The sequence below is a fragment of the Streptococcus sanguinis genome, from assembly GCF_019928825.1.
Lineage (GTDB): Bacteria > Bacillota > Bacilli > Lactobacillales > Streptococcaceae > Streptococcus > Streptococcus sanguinis_L.
On sequence record NZ_JAHZOP010000001.1, the window covers coordinates 313,168 to 332,937 of the forward strand.

Consider the following 19,770-nt stretch of genomic DNA (forward strand, 5'->3'; position numbering starts at 1 on the left):
GGCAAGCTAGAGCAAGCCCTTGGTGGAGTTGACTCCATGAATCTCTGGATTTATCGTAATAGCCTCCCGCAGAGCTCGGCCAGTCGCTTTAAAGAGGCTTTCCGCCTTGTGGTGGCTGTTCTTGCCATGAAGGATTTTCAGGTGCAGATTCATCTGCAGATTAAAGGCTAGGGCTTGGAAAAATTCCTCTACCAGCTCGGTGTCAAAACTCCCAAGCTTGGGATTGTCAAAATCAGCCTCAAAGACCAGATAGGAGCGACCGGATAAGTCCAGACTGGCCATGCCTAGGGTTTCGTCCATGGGCACAAAGCTAGTGCCGTAGCGGTTGATACCTGCCTTGTCTCCCAGAGCCTGACGCAGAGCCTGTCCTAACACGATACCCACATCCTCAACCGTATGGTGGCTGTCCACCCAAAGGTCACCTTCAGCCTTAACCGTCAGAGAAATCCGACTGTGGCGGGCAAAAAGGGTCAGCATATGGTCAAAGAATCCGACACCAGTCTCGATAGCTACCGGCTCCTGTTGGTCGAGATTCACAGCCAGTTCAATATCGGTCTCCTGTGTTTTACGCTTGATTTCAGCTTGTCTCATGGCAACTCCTTCTATTTTTTCTGTCTGCGGGCTTCGATGGCCTTGGCATGTCCCTGCAGGCTTTCTGCATAGGCCAGACTGGTAATATCCTTGTCAGCCGCCCCTACAGCAGCACGGCTATACTGGGTGTACTGGATGCGCTTGATGAAGTCATAGACACCTAGAGCTGATGAAAAACGGCTGGTGCTGGTGGTCGGCAAAACGTGATTGGCTCCCGCATAGTAGTCACCAATTGGCTCGCTAGTATAATGCCCCAGAAAGACAGAGCCAGCATTTTCAACCTGATCCAGATAGCTATAAGCATCATCCATGGCAATTTCCAAATGCTCCGGTGCCACCTGATTCATGAGCTCGAACATAGCTTCCTTAGAAGGCGCAAGGATGATACGGCCGTTGTTCTCAATCGAAGCACGCGCGATTTTCTCTCGCGGCAGCTCTTTCAGCTGTCTGTCCAGTTCTGCTTCGACTTGGTCTGCCAGCTCCTCCGAGTCGGTCACCAGAATAGCCCGAGCCAGCTTGTCGTGCTCAGCTTGCGACAAGAGGTCAGCTGCCACATAGACTGGACTGGCTGAGCAATCTGCAATGACTCCAATCTCCGAAGGTCCGGCAATCATGTCAATTCCCACGACACCATAAACCATCTTCTTGGCTGTAGCCACAAAGATATTGCCCGGTCCAGTTATCTTATCCACCTTGGGAATGCTCTCAGTTCCATAAGCCAGGGCAGCTACACCTTGGGCTCCGCCAATTTGGAAAATCTGATCCACACCAGCCAGCTTGGCAGCGACCAAAATCGCTGGGGTAAAGTGCTCCTGGGGCGGTGTAATCATAATGATTTCTTTGACACCGGCAATCTTGGCTGGGATAACATTCATGAGAACGGAGGACGGATATGCTGCAGTGCCCCCAGGTACATAGGTACCAACCCGCTCAATCGGCCGAATCAACTGACCACGAACAACGCCCTCACTGGGACTATCCTCAAAACCAGTCTCCAACTGCTGGCGGTGGTAGGATTCGATATTGGCTTGGGCATTTTTCAGGGCAGACAAGACCTCTGGATCAATCTCCTCAAAGGCCTGGTCAATCAGCTCCTGCCCAATCTCAAATTCTGCCACCTCAACCTTGTCAAAGAGCATGGTATAGTCTCTTAAAGCTTGGTCACCGTCTTGTTTGACCGTTTCAATAATCTCAGCCACCGCTTCTTCCACATCTAAGTTCTGCTGGCTGAGCTGCAGCTGCTCTTCGTATAAAATCCGTGAAATTTCTTCGTTACTTCCGCTTAAACGCTTGATAATTGTCATTTAAAAGCCACCTCTCTTCTTCCTACTAGGGATTCAATCTTTGCCACAAAAGGCATGATATCCGGGTTATTTTTCAGGGAAGCCTGATTGGCAATGAGCCGGGCGGACACCCGACAAATGTCTTCAAAAACCAGCAGGCCGTTAGCTGACAAGGTATGCCCTGTCTCAACAATGTCGACAATGGCATCCGCCAGACCCAGCACCGGTGAAATCTCCACGCTGCCTTGGATGGAGATGATTTCCACATCCTCCCCTTTTTGATTAAAATAGTCAGTCGCCACCGTTGGGTACTTGGTCGCAATCCGCTTGCGCTTGTGATCATGAGGGTCATAGCTGGGCACCGAGGCCAGTGAGAATTTACAAAGGCCAAAGTTCAGATCCAGCAGCTCCAGATAGCCAGTCGGATGCTCAAAGAGAATATCCTTACCAACAATTCCCAAATCAGCGACTCCATGGCGCACATAGGTCGTCACATCAGGCCCTTTGACCAAGAGAAAGCGAAAGCGACCGTCTGGGCTTTCAAAAATCAAGCTGCGGCCCTTGTCTGCCATGAAGGACATATCAAAGCCAGCCTTGGTCAAGAGCTTGACCGTATCTTCCTCAATCCGCCCCTTGGTCAGGGCAATGGTAATCTGACTCATCTGCCATCACCTTCCTTTCCGCCCTCGTCCGGCAGGTCATCATGAATGGCCTGATAGACACTGTCAATGTCTAGGGACCAGCCGATAGCTGTCAGCTCTGCTGCCCCGAAGCGCTTGAAAAGCTGGTCATAGCGACCACCAGATAGAAAGGCATCTGGTACTCGGTCGCCAAAGACCTTGAAGGTCAGGCCGGTATAGTAAGGCATGGCCGCCACCTGTCCCAAGTCCATCGTTGTCTGCTCCAGCAAGCCTGATAGGCTCTGTAGAACCTGCTCTACATCATCTAGAGCCGTCAATATCCGCTCGTTGCCAACTATCTCTCTAGCCCTAGCTAAAACCTGTTGGCTAGGACCAAACAAATAGGGCAACTCCTGCAAAAAATCATCAAATTCACTCGCTCTGGTCTGGGTGAATTCAAAGAGTCCTGTCCGATTTTTCTTGCGAATATAATCAAGCAGCTGGGCCTCCTCCTGCGAATCCAAGGCCAGACTCTCTAGGATTGTCTGCAGGATTGCTGCATGGGAAAACTCAAACTGATAAGACTTAACTTGCACCAAATCCAGCGACTGCTTGGCTGTCTTGATCGCCTCAAGCACCGCCTCGCGAGCTGGATGACCGATAATCTCAATACCAGCTTGGCTGAGCTCGTTGGCAAGACCGCGCAGCTCTTCTTGATAGTGAAAAACCTTGCCCGAATAGGAAAACTTGGTCGGCGTATGCACTCTGGTCGAAGCAATGACCCGACCAATCTGGCTGGTCACATCAGGCCGTAGCACCAATAGCTCGCCTTTTTTATCGAAAAGATGATAATGATGGGGCTCCACATGGTCACTGAAGACCTCGAAGTGCTCCAAAGTCGGCGTGTCAATCCGATTGAAGCCCTGAGCCATCAGGAAATCACTGATGTCCCGCTCAATCTCGTAGGTTACACGCGCCCTCTTGAAAAGCTTGTCATGCATGCCAATCGGAAGGGTGATTTTATTCATAGGCTGCTTTCCTTTCTTGCTCTATTCTTACACTGACTGGCTCTGAGTCTAACTCTCAGCCGCTGCAAATTTCCTTGATAGCTGCCAGGACTGCTTCCATCTCCTCTCGCCGTCCGATAGAGATACGCAGAAAGTCTTTGATTCGTTCTGCTTTTGGAAAATACCGCACATAAATCTGAAGCTCCTCTAACTGCTGAAAAAGCTCTGCTGCAGAGATTCTAGTAGGCTGGGCTAAGACAAAGTTGGTCTGACTTGGCAGGACTTGGAAATCCAGCGCAGCCAATTCCCCAGCAAACCAATCTCGGGTCTCTTGAATGGCTCTACCGGTCTCGAGATAATAATCCCAATCTTTCACTGCCGCAAGGGCTAAACGCTCTGCTAACATATCCACTGAGTAAGGATTGATGGAGTCCTTAACAGCTTTCATGACGGCTATTAAGTCTGGATGGCCAATGCCGTAACCTACCCGCAAACCAGCCAAGGCCGCATCCTTGGAAAAGGTCCGTGTGATAAAGAGGTTGGGATAGGTTTCTAGAAGAGGCAGGGCAGATTGACCGCCAAAGTGAATATAGGCCTCGTCCACCACCACGACCACATCTTGATTGGACGCCAGAATTTCCTCCAACTGTTCCAGCGGCAGATAAATCCCCGTCGGAGCATTAGGATTAGCTAGGATAATGCCGCCATTATCTCCAAAATAATCTGACGGATGGACCTCAAAATCATCTGTCAGAGGGATTTCGCGAAAAGGCACGTGATAGAGGTCAGCCCAGACCTTGTAAAAACCATAGGTCAAGTCTGGAAATAAGACCGACTCGCCACTGTTAAAGAAGGCCAGAAAAGCCATGGACAAGATGTCGTCACTTCCGTTTCCGATAATGAGCTGGTCGGGTGATACACCCAAGTTGGCCGCCAAAGCCTGACAAAGCTCCGTCTGGTCCAAACTGGAATACTTTCGCAACTCCTGGACATCAAAGTTCTGCAGGGCCTCTGCCACCTTAGGACTTGGTCCATAAGCATTTTCATTGGTATTGAGCTTAATCATGTCTGGCTCATTAGGCTGCTGCCCTGCTACATAGGGATTGATCTGCCTGAGACCTTTTAGCTTAACCATCTTGCCACCTCTCTTTCACGCACTAGCCATTATCTGACTCTGATTATCTTTTAGAACTTCTAATAAATGAAAGACGAAATTTACCGCTTTGCTAAAGGAAAATAGGGAATCTTCTGATTTAAATATAATAAAAAGCCCTCGCAAAAAAACTTTGCAAGGACGTTGACACGCGGTTCCACCTTTATTCGGACCTCAGTCGCCTGAGGACCCTCTGGGAGTACGAGACTCCAGATTGATAACGGCAATCAGCCGTCGGACACTAGTCTCAGACTGCTGACTGATTTCGCATCCGCACTCAAGAATGTGTCGTCTAAGTATTGCATGCCGTCTCACCATTAGGCACTCTCTGTTTCTTGTCTTAGACTTTTTCTCTCATCGCTTTCAATTTATTGTTGAATATTCTACATGAATTTTTATTAAAAAGCAAGAGGAAAATTGAAAAAAATTGAATATTTTTTTCTTTCTAAATGTATTAACGCTCTTTCAGCATAGAGCTGGACAAATCCAACAGGTTAATCGCTGTTTCAAAATGCTCCCCCATCAGGTCATAGACAGCATCTTCACTTAAGACGCCGCACGCTATATTTTCAGGGAAATCCGGTCCATTCGAGAATTCTAAATCATCAAAAAATTCCTGACCAGTATAGTAGTCCCTCAGCTGGATATAATCTGACTGGCAGCGCTCTAGTTCAGCTAAAGCTTCCTGAGCTCTTGCCAATACCTGAGAATATTTATTCAGGTGCTTTTCCATTTTTTGAATCCGTTCTAACTGTTCCACAGGCTTCCTTCCTTTCCGAACACGACAAACGAATCAGTCAACCTTAACCACCTGCAGCTGCTCACCGCCTAGCAGAATCAAATATTTTTCAATCTGCGAAATGCCATAAGAGCGGCTGAGAGCTTGAGCATATAAGTCTAGCTGGCTTCGATAGCGAGCAATCAGCTCAGATGGCTCTTTGTATTTATCCGTCTTGTAGTCAAAGAGGATAATCCGGTCCTCAAAGAGCAGATAGCCATCCAAAATCCCCCGCAAAACAAACTCCTGACCGCTGTCCTCATCTTGCTTGAGCATGGCAAATGGTGCTTCTCGACGAACTCTATCACTGTTCTCAATCAAGAGTCGCCCCAAATCCGTCTCGAAGAAAGATGCAATCTTAGGCAGTTGAATCTGCTTTTTGACCGCTTCATCGGCCTGAACCTGAGCCAAGGCAGAACGAAGTACAGCCATGCTGGGCCTGCTATCCAAAGGAATTCGCTGCATGAGTTCATGAACGGCACTGCCGACTTGCGCCCCAGTCACCGTGGCTTTTCTGCCAAAATCAGGCAACTCAAAGCTAGGCTGAGGCCGAAAAGCTGCTCGCTCATCCATGATATCCAGACCATCCGTATCCATGATGGGCTCATAAAACTTCTTAATCTGGCTTGGAGTTCGTACACTAGGCAGCTCAATGGCAGATCGGTACTGGCTATTCAGCCGGTCCACGCTTTCTAAAATATCCAGAGCCCGACGGATGTCGTCCGACTGACGATTATCTGTCAAATCATCCGCTGGAAAGAGCACAGGCTCATTAATTCGCCCTATCTCTTCAGCAGTTAACTCCTCATCAGTGACAAAACGGGTCTCATAGGCGAGATTCTCATCAGAAAAAACAGCCTGAATGGCATAGAGCCAGTCTTGGAAATTGTTGAGTTGGCTGCGCAGACTGGCAGACAAACGCCCTTGTTGGCTCTTGCCCCACTGACGCTTATCCAAGGCCTCTTGACTGCCCTTGCCGACCAGATAGAGCTTGGTTTCAGCCCGCGTCATGGCCACATAAAGCAAACGCATCTGCTCAGACAAACTAGCCAACTGCAGCTCCGCTAGATTCTGCTGATAAGGCAGCGTATCCATAGAAATGCGCAGCTGATTCGGCGCATAGGGGTCTTCCACAGACACCGATACATCCGCTACATACTTAATGCCGATTCCCTTGGTCCGGCTAAGGATAATAGCAGAGCTGCTATCCTGACGGTTGAAGGCCTTATCCATATTGAGCAGGAAGACATACTTGAACTCCAGCCCCTTACTCTTGTGAATGGTCATGAGACGAACGGCGTCCTTAGGCGCCGCCACTGGCACACTAGCTAGATCATGCTGATTTTCCAAGATACGGTCTATCATCCCGATAAAGCGAGACAGGCCTTTAAAGCTAGACTTTTCATACTCATTGGCCCGCAAAGAGAGGGCATAGAGATTGGCCTGTCTCTGGGCACCATTAGCCAGAGTCCCCACCATGTCATAGTAGAAACGGTCCTGGTAGATCTTCCAAATCAAATCATACAGGGAGTGCGTCTTGGAATAGGTCCGCCAGCTTTGCAGGGTCTCATGGAAATGCTGCAATTTTTTCTGCAGTTCCTCAGTGACTAAAGCTGTTTGCAAACCTCTTTCTTGGAGGGCATTAAGCAATTTTTCATAGAGATTTTCCTGAGAACGCTCTTGACTGGCCTGCAGGGACAGCCGAGCCAGCTCGTCCTCACCAAAGTCAAACATGGGAGACTTGAGAAGGGCGGTCAGGGCATAGTCATTCAGCGGATTATTGATGGTCCGCAGAGTATCTAGCATAACCAGTACCTCTACTGACTGCAGATAGTTTGCGGCGCCATCATCTGGTACCAGCGGAATCTGGTGCTGCTCAAAGGCAGCTAAAATCAAATCATTGCGGGTTCTGGAAGCCGTCAGCAGCGTAATATCTTTAAAAGCCACTCCTTCTTCATTGTGCAGGCGAATGATTTCCTTGATGACTAGGTCCACTTCCCCAGCTGATACTGCCTGTGGCAAGCCCTCATCAGCCTCCTCTTCCGGACTCACCTTAGAGCCTTCATAGATTAAGAAGGAAGCGCGGTTGGCTGGATTAGGCTCACGTTTAGCTGGATTGCCAGCCACCAGATAGTGGGTTTCATTGTAGTCAATTTCCCCAACTTCTTCATCCATCAGGCGTTTAAAAACATCGTTGGTCGCTTCCAACACCTCAAGATGACTACGGAAATTTTCCTTGAAGACAATCAGCTTGCCCTGACTGCCATCCTCTTGATAGGCCTTAAACTTATCACTGAAAATCTGCGGATCGGCTTGACGGAAACGGTAGATAGACTGTTTGATATCGCCCACCATAAAGCGATTTTGCCCTCTGGAAAGCAAGTCCAGCATGCGCTCCTGCGTGTGGTTGGTATCCTGATACTCATCCACCATGACCTCGTGGTAGCGTTCCTGATAAAAGCGACGCACCTCTGGAAAAGTCTCTAAAATCTCAATAGCAAAATGGCTGATGTCACCAAATTCAAAGGCATTTTCCGCCTTCTTACGCTCCAAATAAGCCTGTGCAAAGTCCGCCACAAAATCCCGCAGAAGCTCAACCAGAGGCAGGCACTCATCCTGATGCTGCTCGATAAAGTCCAGCTGATAAAGCTGCTGGTCGAAGCTTCGCAGCCGCTCAATCATAGGCTTCCTGGTCTCATTGTAGTCCTTGGCCATCTCTTTTTTGAGCTCGTCTGCATTCTTGCCAACCCGAGCTGTAAAGGCCTGGCCATTGGACAGTTGGGATAGTGCCACAATCTGTTTGAGAATCTGAGCTGTTTCTTCTATTGAGGACCGTTCATTCAGGCCTGATAAGACGGTCAAAGCATCTTGGACATTTTCCTGATATTTAGCACCTGCAAATTCTCTTCCTTCATGCTCCAGATGGGCAGAAAAGAAGGTTTCCAGCTCCCAAAGGGATGATTTGATTTGATCAAATATCCTCTCTCTCTCTGCCGCAAAATCACTGTGCTCATAGCCATAGAGGAAGGTTTCTTCCAGCCAGCGCTGAGGGCTGCTAGTTGACTGCAGAAAACTGTAAATCCGATAAACTTGCTCCCGGAAGCCTGATAAATCCTTGCGCTTACCAGTAAAGTTCTTTACCAAACGGCTAAACAAAGCCTGACGCTCGCTGTCATAGTAACGGTCAAACACTTGGCTGAAAACTTCATTTTGCAGAATCAGCTGCTCACTGGCAGACTGGAGAATCCGAAAATTTGGTGCTAACCCAAGCAGATAACCATAGCGACTCAGCACTTTCTGGGTAAAGGCGTCCATGGTACCGATGTCAGCATTGGGCAAGTCAGCTAATTGCTGGGCTAGATGTTGCTTGAGTTCAGGACTTTCAGCCTCTTTCAAGGCCTGACCCAGTTCCTTCTCCAGTCTCTCTTTGAGCTCTCCTGCCGCCTTGACAGTAAAGGTCGAGATAAAGAGCTGACTGACAGCAATACCTCTAAGAATTTGGTCTATAATCCGCTGGACCATGACAAAAGTCTTACCCGATCCGGCTGAAGCGGAGACCAGAATATTCTGGCCAGAGGAGTAGATGGCCTCAATCTGCTCTGCCGTCTTTTTCTGTGGCTTGTCCGAAGCAGCTTCTTGGGCTTGCTTAAGAGCAATCTCTTCTACAGTTAAAAAAGGAATTCTCTTCATTTTTCCATCTCCTCCCTCATCTTTTCTAGCCAGGCCTGGCGTAACTTCTCACCAGTTGGCCGCCTATCAAATTTACTTGCATCTAGCTTTTCTAGCTGGCGTGCCTGTCCCAGATGTAGATTGGCTTCAAAGCCAGTAATGGCCTTAAACTGCTCTACATAAGGAGCAATGCTGCGCCCATTCTCTGTATAAGGATTGACTGCAAAGTGGCCTGATAGAATGCCTTCTGCAGCTTTTTTGTAGAGATAAGCATTGTAGGCCAGCAGCAAGTCCAAGTCTTCCTGGCTCAGCAAGTTGGTCTTATTTTTTTCATAGAGCGGACCAAGCTCCTTGACAGCATCAGCCACAAAAAGCCCCTTGTACTGGAGTGGCTTCATAGACTGATTGACTGCATCCGACAAGGTCTTGGTATCTTTAAGCGCCACAATCGGATCGGTCATCTGCAAATACATGGCGCCAAAAGTTCCCTTATCCTCTTGATAGTCTGCTAACTCCTCAATCGCTGCCAGATAGGTCGGCAGCTGAGAATTCAGTCCATTAAAGAACTTTTCAAAGCTGAACTTAATATCGCCAGACTTATAGTCCACCACTCCCAAACTCTCGGTCTTGGTCAAACGGTCAATTCGGTCCACCTTACCTCTCACGGTCACTGCTCTGCCATTTTCCAAGATTAGGAAAGGCTTAGAAGCAGAACCAAAGCCTGTCTCCTCACCAATGGTCTCGATCCCGCTTGGATGAGCCAGCACCCGGCCGGTCGCCCGCGCTGTATCTAGCAAGAGCTGGCGCGCAAAACGGGTCTGTCCTGACTCACTGTAGATACTCTCAAACTCGGCCTCTCGGCTGGTCTCTTCCATAGCCTGCGCTAAACGCCGTTCAAAATCAGCTGACGAATCATCCTGCAGGACCTTTTCAAAGATCCGATGGAGGAAAATTCCATGACTGCGAGCATCTGGATGAATGGTCCACTCTTCCTGCAGGCGCAGAACATACTTGAGAAAATAAGCATACTGATGCCGGAAATATTCGTTTAAAGCAGAGGCTGAAAGTCGGAGAGGCTGATTTTTTGGATAAAGGGCTTGCAGTGTTTCCGGTTGCAGAGACTCCGCTTTCAGTTCCTTGCTGATTTGCGGAATGCTGATGCCTTCTGCTGCTAACTTCTTGCGAATAACCCGCACAGCCACTGCCCAAAAAGTCTGCTCCTCTGCTGTCCACTCTCGGTCAATCTCCTCTTGGTGGAGCTCGATGATTTGAGAAAGCAGAGCTCGGTAGCTGCCAATATCATCACTGGAAGCCTGAGGCTTTTTGACAATGATAGGCAAGGAAAGCGGAGCTGCAGTCAATTCCAGCAGATAGGTCGACATGCTGTCCTCTACTTCATTTACCAAGGCCGGTGCAGACAAGACCAGATCTCTGGTAGCAGAATTCATCAGCGACAGAGCTGTATAGCGATTCTTCTTGAGATTTTCTGAGCTGGCAATCTGCAGTTCCGCCTGAGAATCTGTCACATCATTAAGCCGAGCCCGGTCTTCATCACTGAGCAAACTCTTGTTTTGCGCGATTTTCGGGAAACGCTCCTGGGTCAGTCCAATTGCGTAGACGTAAGGAGCTGCTAAAGGCTCTATCAGGTCATAAGACTGGACCTTGACCACATCTACTGTCGCCGGCACCGTCCGATAGTTGGACAAAAGCATGCCTGATAAGACCAAAGCCAGAAAGTCGTCTAGTTTGACCTTGCTATCTGCAAAAACCTGAGCAAACTGCTCTAAGACATGGCTGAAAGCCTTCCAGACTTCCTCATGACGCTCCTGCTCCTGCTGACTTTCTCCCTGCAACAGAGCTGTAAAATTATCCGACAAACGGGCTGCTTGGACGAACTCCGTAAACTTAGCTAAGAGCCCCGATGCCGTCTGGCTGCGGGATTTGAAAAAGTCTTGCAGCGGAGTCATGACCCGACGACGAATATGATTGAGACTGTCTAGGTCAAATTTCCCTTGGCTATTGGCCGTGAAATCCTTGGCTAGCTTGCCTGCCCCCTTAATGTCCGCAAAGCGCAGATATTGTTCAAAATAATCCAGCTCTTCCTGAGTCAAATCGCCGTAGAGCCCTGTCTTTAAGAGATTGAGCAGGTCTTCCAGTTGAAAATTATAGCGTTTGAGCCGCTCCAAGGACTCGACAAACTGGACCAGCGGATGCTGGGCCATTGACTCGCTCCGCCCCAGATAGTAGGGAATCTGATATTGGTCAAAAATAGTCTTGAGCTGAATCTGGTAGGCTTCCACATCTCCCAAAAGCAGACGAATATCCTTATAGCGCACACCTTCATGAACCCGCTGCCGGATGGACTTAGCCACATACTCTAGCTCTTCTTTCTGGTTCATAGTAGCCCAAATCTGAAGCTGTGACCGGTCTGACTCACTAAGACTAACCGTTGATTCTGAAAAGTCATAACGACTCTCCAAAATCTTAGAAATCCGCCCAAAGGCATCTTCTGCTTCCGCATGAGGGATATAGTCAGGCTTGACCTGATAGTCCTCGGCCAGCTTTCTCAAAAAATCCACGCTGGCCTGATAGAGATTGCCCTCACGAAAGGCTGCTTGGTAGGCTTTTTGGCTGGCATAGGTCCCAATGACAATCTCCACACCTTTCCGATGCAGAAGACCGACTAAGTATTCCTCTTCGGCAGAAAAACGAGTAAAGCCATCAATGACCAGGGCCAAATTCTCCAACTCCTCATCCGTATCACCAGCCAGAATATGCTGGGCAAAAGCAGCAATCTGAGAAGACGAATCAAAATCGCCCTTATTCAGAGCAGCAGTCACCGCTGTAAAAATCTTGACCAGATCCTCCCGCTTCTCAGGCTCCTCAAGAAATTCCAGATCCGCAAAGGACATCTGGGCAGTCTGCAGTTCATGATAAAGATCCATCAATTGCTGGATAAACTGGGCATCCTTCTTAATCCGGCCATAGACCTTAAGCTCTCCATCATCCAGCTCTGTCAAGGTCCGATAAATCAGCATTCCCAGACCAATATCGTCCAAACTATGCCCTTGCCGAACATCATTGAGGACAAAATACCGAGCCATCTGGGCAAAGCGCGTCACCGTAATGGCAAAGGAAGCCTGAGTTTTCAGGCACTCCAAAACCGCCCGCTCCTTCTCAAAAGATAGCGAATTTGGTGCAATATAAAAGACTCGCTTACCAGCCGCCACCAAGCTCTCAGCCTCAGCCACCAAAACCTTGGTCAAAGAATGGCGAATATCTGTATAAAGTAATTTCATAGCCTGCCTTTTCCTCTAGAAAATATAGGTTTATTATACCATTTTTGCCGATAATTCTCATGGAGAATAGCCCCAAAGCCCAATTAGAACCCATCGTCCAAATAGAGCTTTAATAACTAGCCTCGTCATTTCCATAAAAAAACGAAAAAGCCACTGCTTCCAGTGACTTCCTAAGGCTCTCACTTCTTTCAAAGTAAGAACTCATTTAATCTTATGCTTATTCATCTTTTCTTCAAAAATGCTTGTCATAATCACGCGCAATTCCTCTCTTTCCTTGTCACGAAGTTCGCCTTGCTGCTTAGCAACAGCGAATAGTTCAGGATATTGCTTAGCAACTCTCTCAACCGTCTTGGTCGTCGCATGCCCTCTCACAAAGAAAGGAATCCTCTTAATCCACTCTTGGGGCACAAGAGCCAGAATCTTTTTGGCAGCTTCCTTATCAGAAATTTCTGCAGTGCTGAGCCCTTGATTTATCTGCTCTTGCTCTTTTTCTGTAAAATCTTTTAATTCCATACGCTAAATCTCCCAGTTCTATTTTCTTAATGCTAACTGAAGCACACTACTTACCCTCTACCCACTTATCATTGTCCATGATAAAAGGTTTGGCCAGTCCTTCCCCTGTGTAGTCCTTATATTTGGTCTGCAAATACTTATAGCAGTCTTCTTTGCTGGCAAATTTGATTGCCTGATAAGGCTCTTCAAATGTCAGCTTTTCGATAAATAAATATCCGTCTTTATCTGGAACCAAGACGCCGACATGCCCTACAAAAAGGGAGTCTCCATCAAGATTATCATGAACAATGACAGAAAGCATCCTTGCCTTTTCGCTAAACTTGAACTGCTTGAAGTATTCCTCCATCTTCTTAGCATGGACTTTTACATCTTGAGTCGCTTCAGTCTTGACTCTTGAGAATAGAATATTAAACTCTTCCTTATCCTTGGCATCAAAGAGCTTCCCCTTGTCAATCGAATCATTATCTATGAACAAGAGTTCGTCATCTTTTTCTATTTGAGGGATGTCGATGCTATTTTTCAGCAAAGTGTAAGTATTAATCCGGCAATTTGTCCCGATAAAATCGCCCTTCTTTGCCTGCCACAGAGGATTGATTTTTTCTACATCATATTCTGTTTTGGTAAACTTAGTGAAATCGCCCCTTAATCCAGTAGAGCCAACAAGTCCATTGTAGTCATTGACTAGATTTACAAAGTTATTGACACTGTCTTTATCCAAGTCAGCAGCCAACAAATTCTTGACTTCTTCGACACTCTTTTTACTGTTTAGATTTGAGTAAGTTGGTGTATTTTGACTTGTTTGATTATTTTTCTGCGAACTAGTACAGGCCGCCAACCCAAAAGTCAAAGCCAGGCAGGCGCAGGACATGATTATTTTGCTGTATTTTTTCATTCTTATTTCTCTCTAATTCTTGTCTTCTACAGACTATTTTGCCTTACAATTTTTCTGATGAGCCTTCAATTTTTTCATGGCCCAGTCATAATGGCTGGAAGTAGCACTTACAAAATAGGAACCTAGTACAGTCCCTCCGACCCATTTATAGACATTTTTTGAAAATAATTCTTCATTTGTAAATGTGTCAGCTAAGTCCAAAACATCTTGATGGGACTGACGAAAGATCTCAGTTGCCTCTTTTAGAGAAGTCTTTTGATGCTTCTTCCAAAATTCCAGATTCAGCTCTCCATAAGTCTTCCAGTTATAGGGCGCAGGAAGAAAGGGCTGCTCTTGACCCTTTTGATTGGAATGCACCCAATTCAACAAGAGCTGATGCCATTCATAGAGGTGAATCAAAACATCTCTTACATTTTTATCTCGCCTCCAATGGGCCTCTTTCTTCTTTTCATCCCGAGAAAAATCAAAAGGCGTATTTAACTCTTGATCAGACATATTGGAGATGATTGTATGTAACTTCTCATAGTTTTCCTTGGCAGCTAGCATCAAATCTTCTTTAGTTTTCGGTCTAGGCATAAGATTGCACTCCTTTACGTAATTAAAGCTTAATCGTTATCATTACGAAACGAATGTTCAGAAACCCATTTTGAGTAGCTTTTTAAATTTTGCTCCGACAGTGATTCAACCGCTATTCTTACACACATTTCAACCGCTTCTTCAAGCGTAACAGAAAAATGATAACCGTTTAATCGTAAAAATTTTACTAAAACATAAAAAGCCGTTCGTTTATTAGCACTAGCAAAAACATGCTTTTTTATCAATTGAACAAATAAAATTGTCGCCTTATCAAAGATTGATGGATAAAGAGGTTTCCCAAAAACAAACTGTTCAGGTAAGTTCACAATCATATTTAGTGCTGATGGACTAATCGTCTTGATTTGTTCTTTCGGAGAATAGCGCTGAATAACTAAAGTATTAATCTTTTCAATTTGCATTTCTGTTAAATAGACTGTCATTTTTCCACCAAAGCTTTAAAAATATCATCGTATTCATCAAAAATATTATCTAAATCCAATTCAAAAGATTCGTCAGAAATATAAGTAACCTGATTTTCAGTCTTTTCCGGAGTAAAGACAATTTCGCCACTCGGTAACAATTTAGCATCGTAATGCACGCCACTCGGAATATTAAATTCACTTGGAATCGTTATTGTTATAGAATTCCCTTGTTTTCTAGTTTTTACTGCCATCTTGCTTCCTCCTTAGGGATATTATAACAGATAATTACAGTAATTACAAAATAGAATAATCTTTCGACTTCTCTTATCTTATTTAGAATACATCATGGGATTAAGATATTCGCTAAACACATCTCAAATGCAAGACTCATCACAATAAACTACAAATCCCTTTGGTAAGATGACAAGTTGCTGGTCATCAGTTTGGCAATGGCTCACCAAATCAGCTGAATCTCTGTCTAACAGATAATTCTCTTTGGACTTATTAAAAATAGCCCGGATTGTTTGATGATCATCTTCCCACTCTAAAGCCAGCACATCAGGAGCGATTTCTTCTAAGGTAAATTTCCCATGCTGAATAATGCCCACAACATCCTTGCGAAGCTGAATCAAGTTCTTCATAAAATTGAGCATGTCATTGCTATCAGACACCCTATCCCAAGGCATGACCCGTCTACAATCCGGGTCCATAGCTCCACCCAATTCTAGCTCGGTCCCATAATAGATACAAGGCGTCCCCCTTTGTAAAAAGAGAAAGGCGAGTGCAGATTTGACAAGCTGGATATCACCTTGAGCTGTCGTCAAGATGCGCTCCGTATCATGGGAATCCAAGAGATTAAACATGACCTCAGAAATCTGCTGCTTGTAGTACATGGACTGGCAATTAATCTCAGCTATAAATTGACTGGTCTTCTTGCGCCTGCTCAAAAAGTAGTCCTTGATACTATCGGATAGGGGATAATTCATGACAGCGTGAAACTCATCGCCATTTAGCCAAGGCTGAGAGGTATGCCAAACCTCTCCAAGAATGTAAAGGTCTGGCTTTTTGGCCAAAACAGCCTTGCGGAAATCTCGCCAGAATCGGTGATCAACCTCATTAGCCACATCCAGCCGCCAAGCATCAATATCAAAATGTTCAATCCAATAGGTCGCAACGCTTAAGAGATAGTCTTTCACCTCGGGATTTGCCGTATTTAACTTAGGCATATAGCTGGCAAAAGCAAAGGTATGATAAGGCAGTTCTTTGGGATTCACAAGTTTGTCATTCGTCACTGGGAACTCTTGAATTTGGAACCAGTCTTTGTAAGCTGAATTTTCACCATGCTTGAGAACATCCTGCCATTGAGCGGATTGATCGCCCATATGATTGAAAACCGCATCCAGCATAACCTTCATGCCACGCAGATGAGCCTGCTCCACCAGTTGACAGAAAGTCTCCTTGTCCCCAAAGTGTCGATCAACTTCAAAGTAATCCGTCGTATTGTACTTGTGATTACTTGGAGATTCAAAGATAGGGCAAAGATAAAGTCCTGTAATCCCTAAGTCTTGCAAATAATCCAGATGCTCAATAATCCCCTGTAAATCCCCACCAAAGAAATCACTGCTTTTAGGTCTGATAGACGAATCCCAATCTAGAGCTCCTTCTGGTGAAAGTTCAGCATTTCCATTGGCAAATCGTTCTGGGAAAATCTGATACCAGACTGTTTTTGAAACCCAGTCAGGAACCTGGCAGCCATCAATTTCGTGAATATAAGGGAGTTTAAAGCCATTGCCTTCTAAAGCAAGGTTTTCTGGACTATTGTCAGCGAAACCTTTATCTCCATACAAGATGCTTTGACCTTCTTTATCCTTAAGCTCAAACAGATACTGGAGCCTAGCAAAGCGCACAGAAACAGCTACTTGCCAATAATCAAATAAGGCATCAGAGGTCACCTTGACCATATCTTTTACATCTTCATAAGAATCCTCAAGAAAAATAAAGGGATCGCCATAGTGCAAAACGATTTTCTCTACATCATCTTTCTTAGTCCTAATTCTGATATGCACTTGCCCTTCTTTATAAAGGTAGGCATACTCCGACTCCGGTCTATGATAAACGGCTGTTAATTCCATACTTTTCATCTCCTAGATTTCACTTTTTAAAATCATCGCAACTTTATGCAAACGATTCCATAGTCTAGCCCTAGTATACTATTTTAAAAAAATGATTGCAAGCTATTGGGAATAAAAGGTATAGCAGAGAATATTAAAAAGCCTTGAGGACAAGGCCTTTTAGCTATTCAAGTTTTTAGAAAGATTCCTTACTTTTCTAAATCAAGTCATCTAACTCACTTTTGCTGAATCTAACAACCAGATAAGTCTTAAGATTATTGTTGTTTAATAAATTCAATTCTAGTGTTACTTATTTCTATCAAAGCCAAACCCTACCTGCCAAAATCCCATATCAAGTATTTTCATCTGCGGATAGAGCATATCAGCCACCTTCATTTTTTCTCTAACAGATTCTAGCTGTTCACTATATTTTTCATAGAATTCTACAAGCTGCAAAATGGATTTAATATTATAATTTCCCGTTGCAATCTTCTGCTTTTTTATACCATCAATAAAGTATCTATCATATGCAGGTACACACCCAAGTGTACCCATGAGAATTTTTGTAATGAGCGTATCTGATAATTTGTTTTTCAGTTCTATCCCTTTGACTTCGCGTCTAATCTTATCGTAATATTCATTTAAAAATGCATTAATCTCTAGTAGCAATTTCTGATTATACACCTCTCTAAAATCTGTACATTCTATCCCAGCTAAAGGATTATATTTTTTTCTTAACAATTCTTTCACTACTGGTATATGAACTCTATAATCCTTTTGCAGTAAAAACGATGAACCTCGATACATCCCCCAGCTTGCTAAATAAAACGCAAGTTGTAAGCTTAAATAATCAACATTTACATTGTTATTCTTTCGAGCATTTATAAAATGTGAATAACAGTGCTCCCACGAACGATATCGACCATGTTTGTCTGCTTTTAAATCATTGAAAAATTTTATTGACGAATCAATAATCAAATCGACAGTATTCATACTATTTACTCCCTATTTATTATTTATACCTGTTCCTATCCGAAAATACAAATGATTGTTCAAATAGTACTCCAACAACATCGGTTATTTTTTTAATTTTTCCAGTGTGTATCTTAGAAAAATAACATTCTTTATAGCTTTTTACAAATAAACATAGGCACGAACCAGAATCAATAATATGCGTATGCAAAAGATCTATAACAAGGTTTCTGTTAATTTCTATTTTTCTCAGATTACAATAATATACATCTACTTATTTTCAACCACATATCTACTTCTCTCCAATTTTATCACCTTATCATAGCGCTTCAAGTCCTCTTCACTATAGTGATGAATTACTTCTACGACTGCTTGTGGGAGAGAGAAGAGAAGTTGATTGATTTTCTCTTGATTTTTAAGGTCCAGATTGGCCTTGACCTCATCAGCCAGGATAAATTGGCGATTGTGATAGAGCGCGCGGGCAATTTCTAGCCGCTGCTTCTCACCGCCTGATAGGGTTTGATTGCTGGGTGTTTTGCCTTGGAGAGCTTTCAATCCGGTTTGCTGCAGAATCTCTTCTATCCTTACAGAATCAAGTTCTTGCTCCAGAGCGATATTTTCCTCTAGGCTCAAACCATCAAAGACATGACTGGACTGGAGAATGTAGGCTCCTGCCTGATAGAGTTCATCCGAGTTTAGCTCTTGTCCGTGATAGTGGATCCGACCTTGACTAGGCTTGATTTCACCATAGATGAGGTTCAGTAAGGTTGTTTTTCCTGATCCACTTTCTCCGATAATGGCAATCTTTTCCCCTTCCTCAATAGTAAGGTCGCAAGGGGCTAGTATTTCTTGACCATCACGCTCTACGCCGACTTGCTCCAGCTGGATAGGAAAGACGGAACTTTCAAGAACAGAAGGCATTGTCAACTCCTCTCCCAGCAATTTTTGATACTTATCACAGAGAGACTTGGCTGATTTTCTAGTATTGATAAAGTAAGATAACTCCTGAAATTGGTAGCCGATATTATGCGATACTAGGTAAATCCCAACAAAGCTGGCTGCAGATAGGTAATTATAATAGGTCATGAAACCACCAATGACAATCGGCGCGACCGAGCAAAAGGCATCAATCCCATTGATAAAGAGACTGTTTAAAGTCCGTTGCTTTTCATAGGCGATTTCTTGCTCTAAAGCCTTGTGCAAATCTTTGGAAAACAGTTTGTAAAACAAGCTTTGTCCCCGATAATGCCGTATGGAACAAGCACCCGCAATCATATTGGTCACTTGAGAGATGTAGCCTTGGTTAGCCATGGACTTCTGCTCAGAAATCGCATCCAAGCGCTTGGAACCTATGCTACTACAAAGGACAGGGATCGAATAAAAAATGATAAAGAGCAAGCCTAGAAAAAAATTAGTCCAAAGTGCATAACAGATAGAGACGGTTGTAAATCCCAAAGAAGAAATGATAATGACAGTCGGCTCAATATAGTTATCTTCTAGCTGCTTCACATCATTTTCTAGGTCGGACAAAACCTCTTCATCCGCTATCCGACGGCTATATAAGAAAGTTTGAAAGATAGCCTGCTTAATCCCCGACTTAAAGTCCGTCAGCACTCGTGCGTAGTAATAGCGTTTCCCCGCCAAACCCAGCAAGAGAATCAAATTCCCCACAATCCCCCAAATCAAGACCTGCCACAGCAAATGCAACTGGTGATTGGTAAAACTAGAGACAATATACTGAATCAAAGCTGGTGTAATGACAGCCTCCAGCCAAGTAATCATAATCGCCACAAAATAGAAGAATAAATACTTTTTAGTTACATAAGATCTAAGCATAGCGTATAAACCTCCTGAAGTTATTTACCAACTTAGATGGTCGTTTTT

General features: G+C 44.9%; 16 protein-coding genes. All 16 read right to left on the bottom strand.

The genetic code is table 11. The features are described 5' to 3' along the window. Positions 1-6: 6 nt before the first annotated feature. Positions 7-591 carry an imidazoleglycerol-phosphate dehydratase HisB gene (gene hisB / locus K1J09_RS01530; RefSeq protein WP_048771516.1) on the bottom strand — a complete coding sequence of 195 codons (585 nt, stop codon included), beginning with the start codon at positions 589-591 and terminating at the stop codon, positions 7-9. Between the two features lie 11 nt (positions 592-602). Further along, positions 603-1,895 carry a histidinol dehydrogenase gene (gene hisD, locus K1J09_RS01535; protein WP_223322512.1) on the bottom strand — a complete coding sequence of 431 codons (1,293 nt, stop codon included), beginning with the start codon at positions 1,893-1,895 and terminating at the stop codon, positions 603-605. Next, positions 1,892-2,536, bottom strand: a complete 645-nt coding sequence (hisG, locus tag K1J09_RS01540; protein ID WP_101771470.1) for an ATP phosphoribosyltransferase — start codon at positions 2,534-2,536, stop codon at positions 1,892-1,894. Before hisG ends, hisD begins: the two co-directional genes overlap by 4 nt. Beyond that, positions 2,533-3,522: an ATP phosphoribosyltransferase regulatory subunit gene (locus K1J09_RS01545; RefSeq protein ID WP_101771471.1), complete on the bottom strand. Its 990-nt coding sequence runs from the start codon at positions 3,520-3,522 to the stop codon at positions 2,533-2,535. The genes hisG and K1J09_RS01545 overlap by 4 nt, the downstream gene beginning before the upstream one ends. 55 nt (positions 3,523-3,577) lie before the next feature. Then, positions 3,578-4,636 carry a histidinol-phosphate transaminase gene (gene hisC, locus K1J09_RS01550; RefSeq protein WP_223322511.1) on the bottom strand — a complete coding sequence of 353 codons (1,059 nt, stop codon included), beginning with the start codon at positions 4,634-4,636 and terminating at the stop codon, positions 3,578-3,580. A gap of 472 nt (positions 4,637-5,108) precedes the next feature. Further along, positions 5,109-5,414: a DUF4298 domain-containing protein gene (locus K1J09_RS01555; protein ID WP_002895127.1), complete on the bottom strand. Its 306-nt coding sequence runs from the start codon at positions 5,412-5,414 to the stop codon at positions 5,109-5,111. Between the two features lie 33 nt (positions 5,415-5,447). After that, the gene (gene addA / locus K1J09_RS01560; RefSeq protein ID WP_223322510.1) at positions 5,448-9,122 is read right to left on the bottom strand and encodes a helicase-exonuclease AddAB subunit AddA; all 3,675 of its coding nucleotides are present in this window, start codon (positions 9,120-9,122) and stop codon (positions 5,448-5,450) included. Beyond that, positions 9,119-12,400, bottom strand: a complete 3,282-nt coding sequence (gene rexB, locus K1J09_RS01565) for an ATP-dependent nuclease subunit B (protein ID WP_223322509.1) — start codon at positions 12,398-12,400, stop codon at positions 9,119-9,121. Before rexB ends, addA begins: the two co-directional genes overlap by 4 nt. Before the next feature lie 201 nt (positions 12,401-12,601). Continuing rightward, on the bottom strand, positions 12,602-12,913 hold the full coding sequence (locus tag K1J09_RS01570; RefSeq protein ID WP_223322508.1) for a hypothetical protein: 312 nt from the start codon (positions 12,911-12,913) through the stop codon (positions 12,602-12,604). A 46-nt stretch (positions 12,914-12,959) separates the two neighbouring features. After that, a complete protein-coding gene (locus K1J09_RS01575) occupies positions 12,960-13,805 on the bottom strand; it encodes a DUF4300 family protein (protein WP_223322507.1) in 846 nt (281 codons plus the stop codon). Between the two features lie 33 nt (positions 13,806-13,838). Further along, entirely contained in the window at positions 13,839-14,381 is a 543-nt protein-coding gene (locus K1J09_RS01580) for a ClbS/DfsB family four-helix bundle protein (RefSeq protein WP_223322506.1), read from the bottom strand. A gap of 29 nt (positions 14,382-14,410) precedes the next feature. Beyond that, the gene (locus tag K1J09_RS01585; RefSeq protein WP_223322505.1) at positions 14,411-14,821 is read right to left on the bottom strand and encodes a type II toxin-antitoxin system death-on-curing family toxin; all 411 of its coding nucleotides are present in this window, start codon (positions 14,819-14,821) and stop codon (positions 14,411-14,413) included. Further along, entirely contained in the window at positions 14,818-15,054 is a 237-nt protein-coding gene (locus K1J09_RS01590) for an AbrB/MazE/SpoVT family DNA-binding domain-containing protein (RefSeq protein WP_002897305.1), read from the bottom strand. The genes K1J09_RS01585 and K1J09_RS01590 overlap by 4 nt, the downstream gene beginning before the upstream one ends. A 123-nt stretch (positions 15,055-15,177) precedes the next feature. Then, entirely contained in the window at positions 15,178-16,935 is a 1,758-nt protein-coding gene (locus tag K1J09_RS01595) for a glycoside hydrolase family 13 protein (RefSeq protein WP_223322504.1), read from the bottom strand. Positions 16,936-17,220: 285 nt separating this feature from the next. Then, a complete protein-coding gene (locus K1J09_RS01600; RefSeq protein WP_223322503.1) occupies positions 17,221-17,907 on the bottom strand; it encodes a hypothetical protein in 687 nt (228 codons plus the stop codon). Positions 17,908-18,156: 249 nt separating this feature from the next. After that, the gene (gene gggC / locus K1J09_RS01605) at positions 18,157-19,722 is read right to left on the bottom strand and encodes a streptosactin export ABC transporter GggC (protein WP_223322502.1); all 1,566 of its coding nucleotides are present in this window, start codon (positions 19,720-19,722) and stop codon (positions 18,157-18,159) included. Positions 19,723-19,770 lie beyond the last annotated feature (48 nt).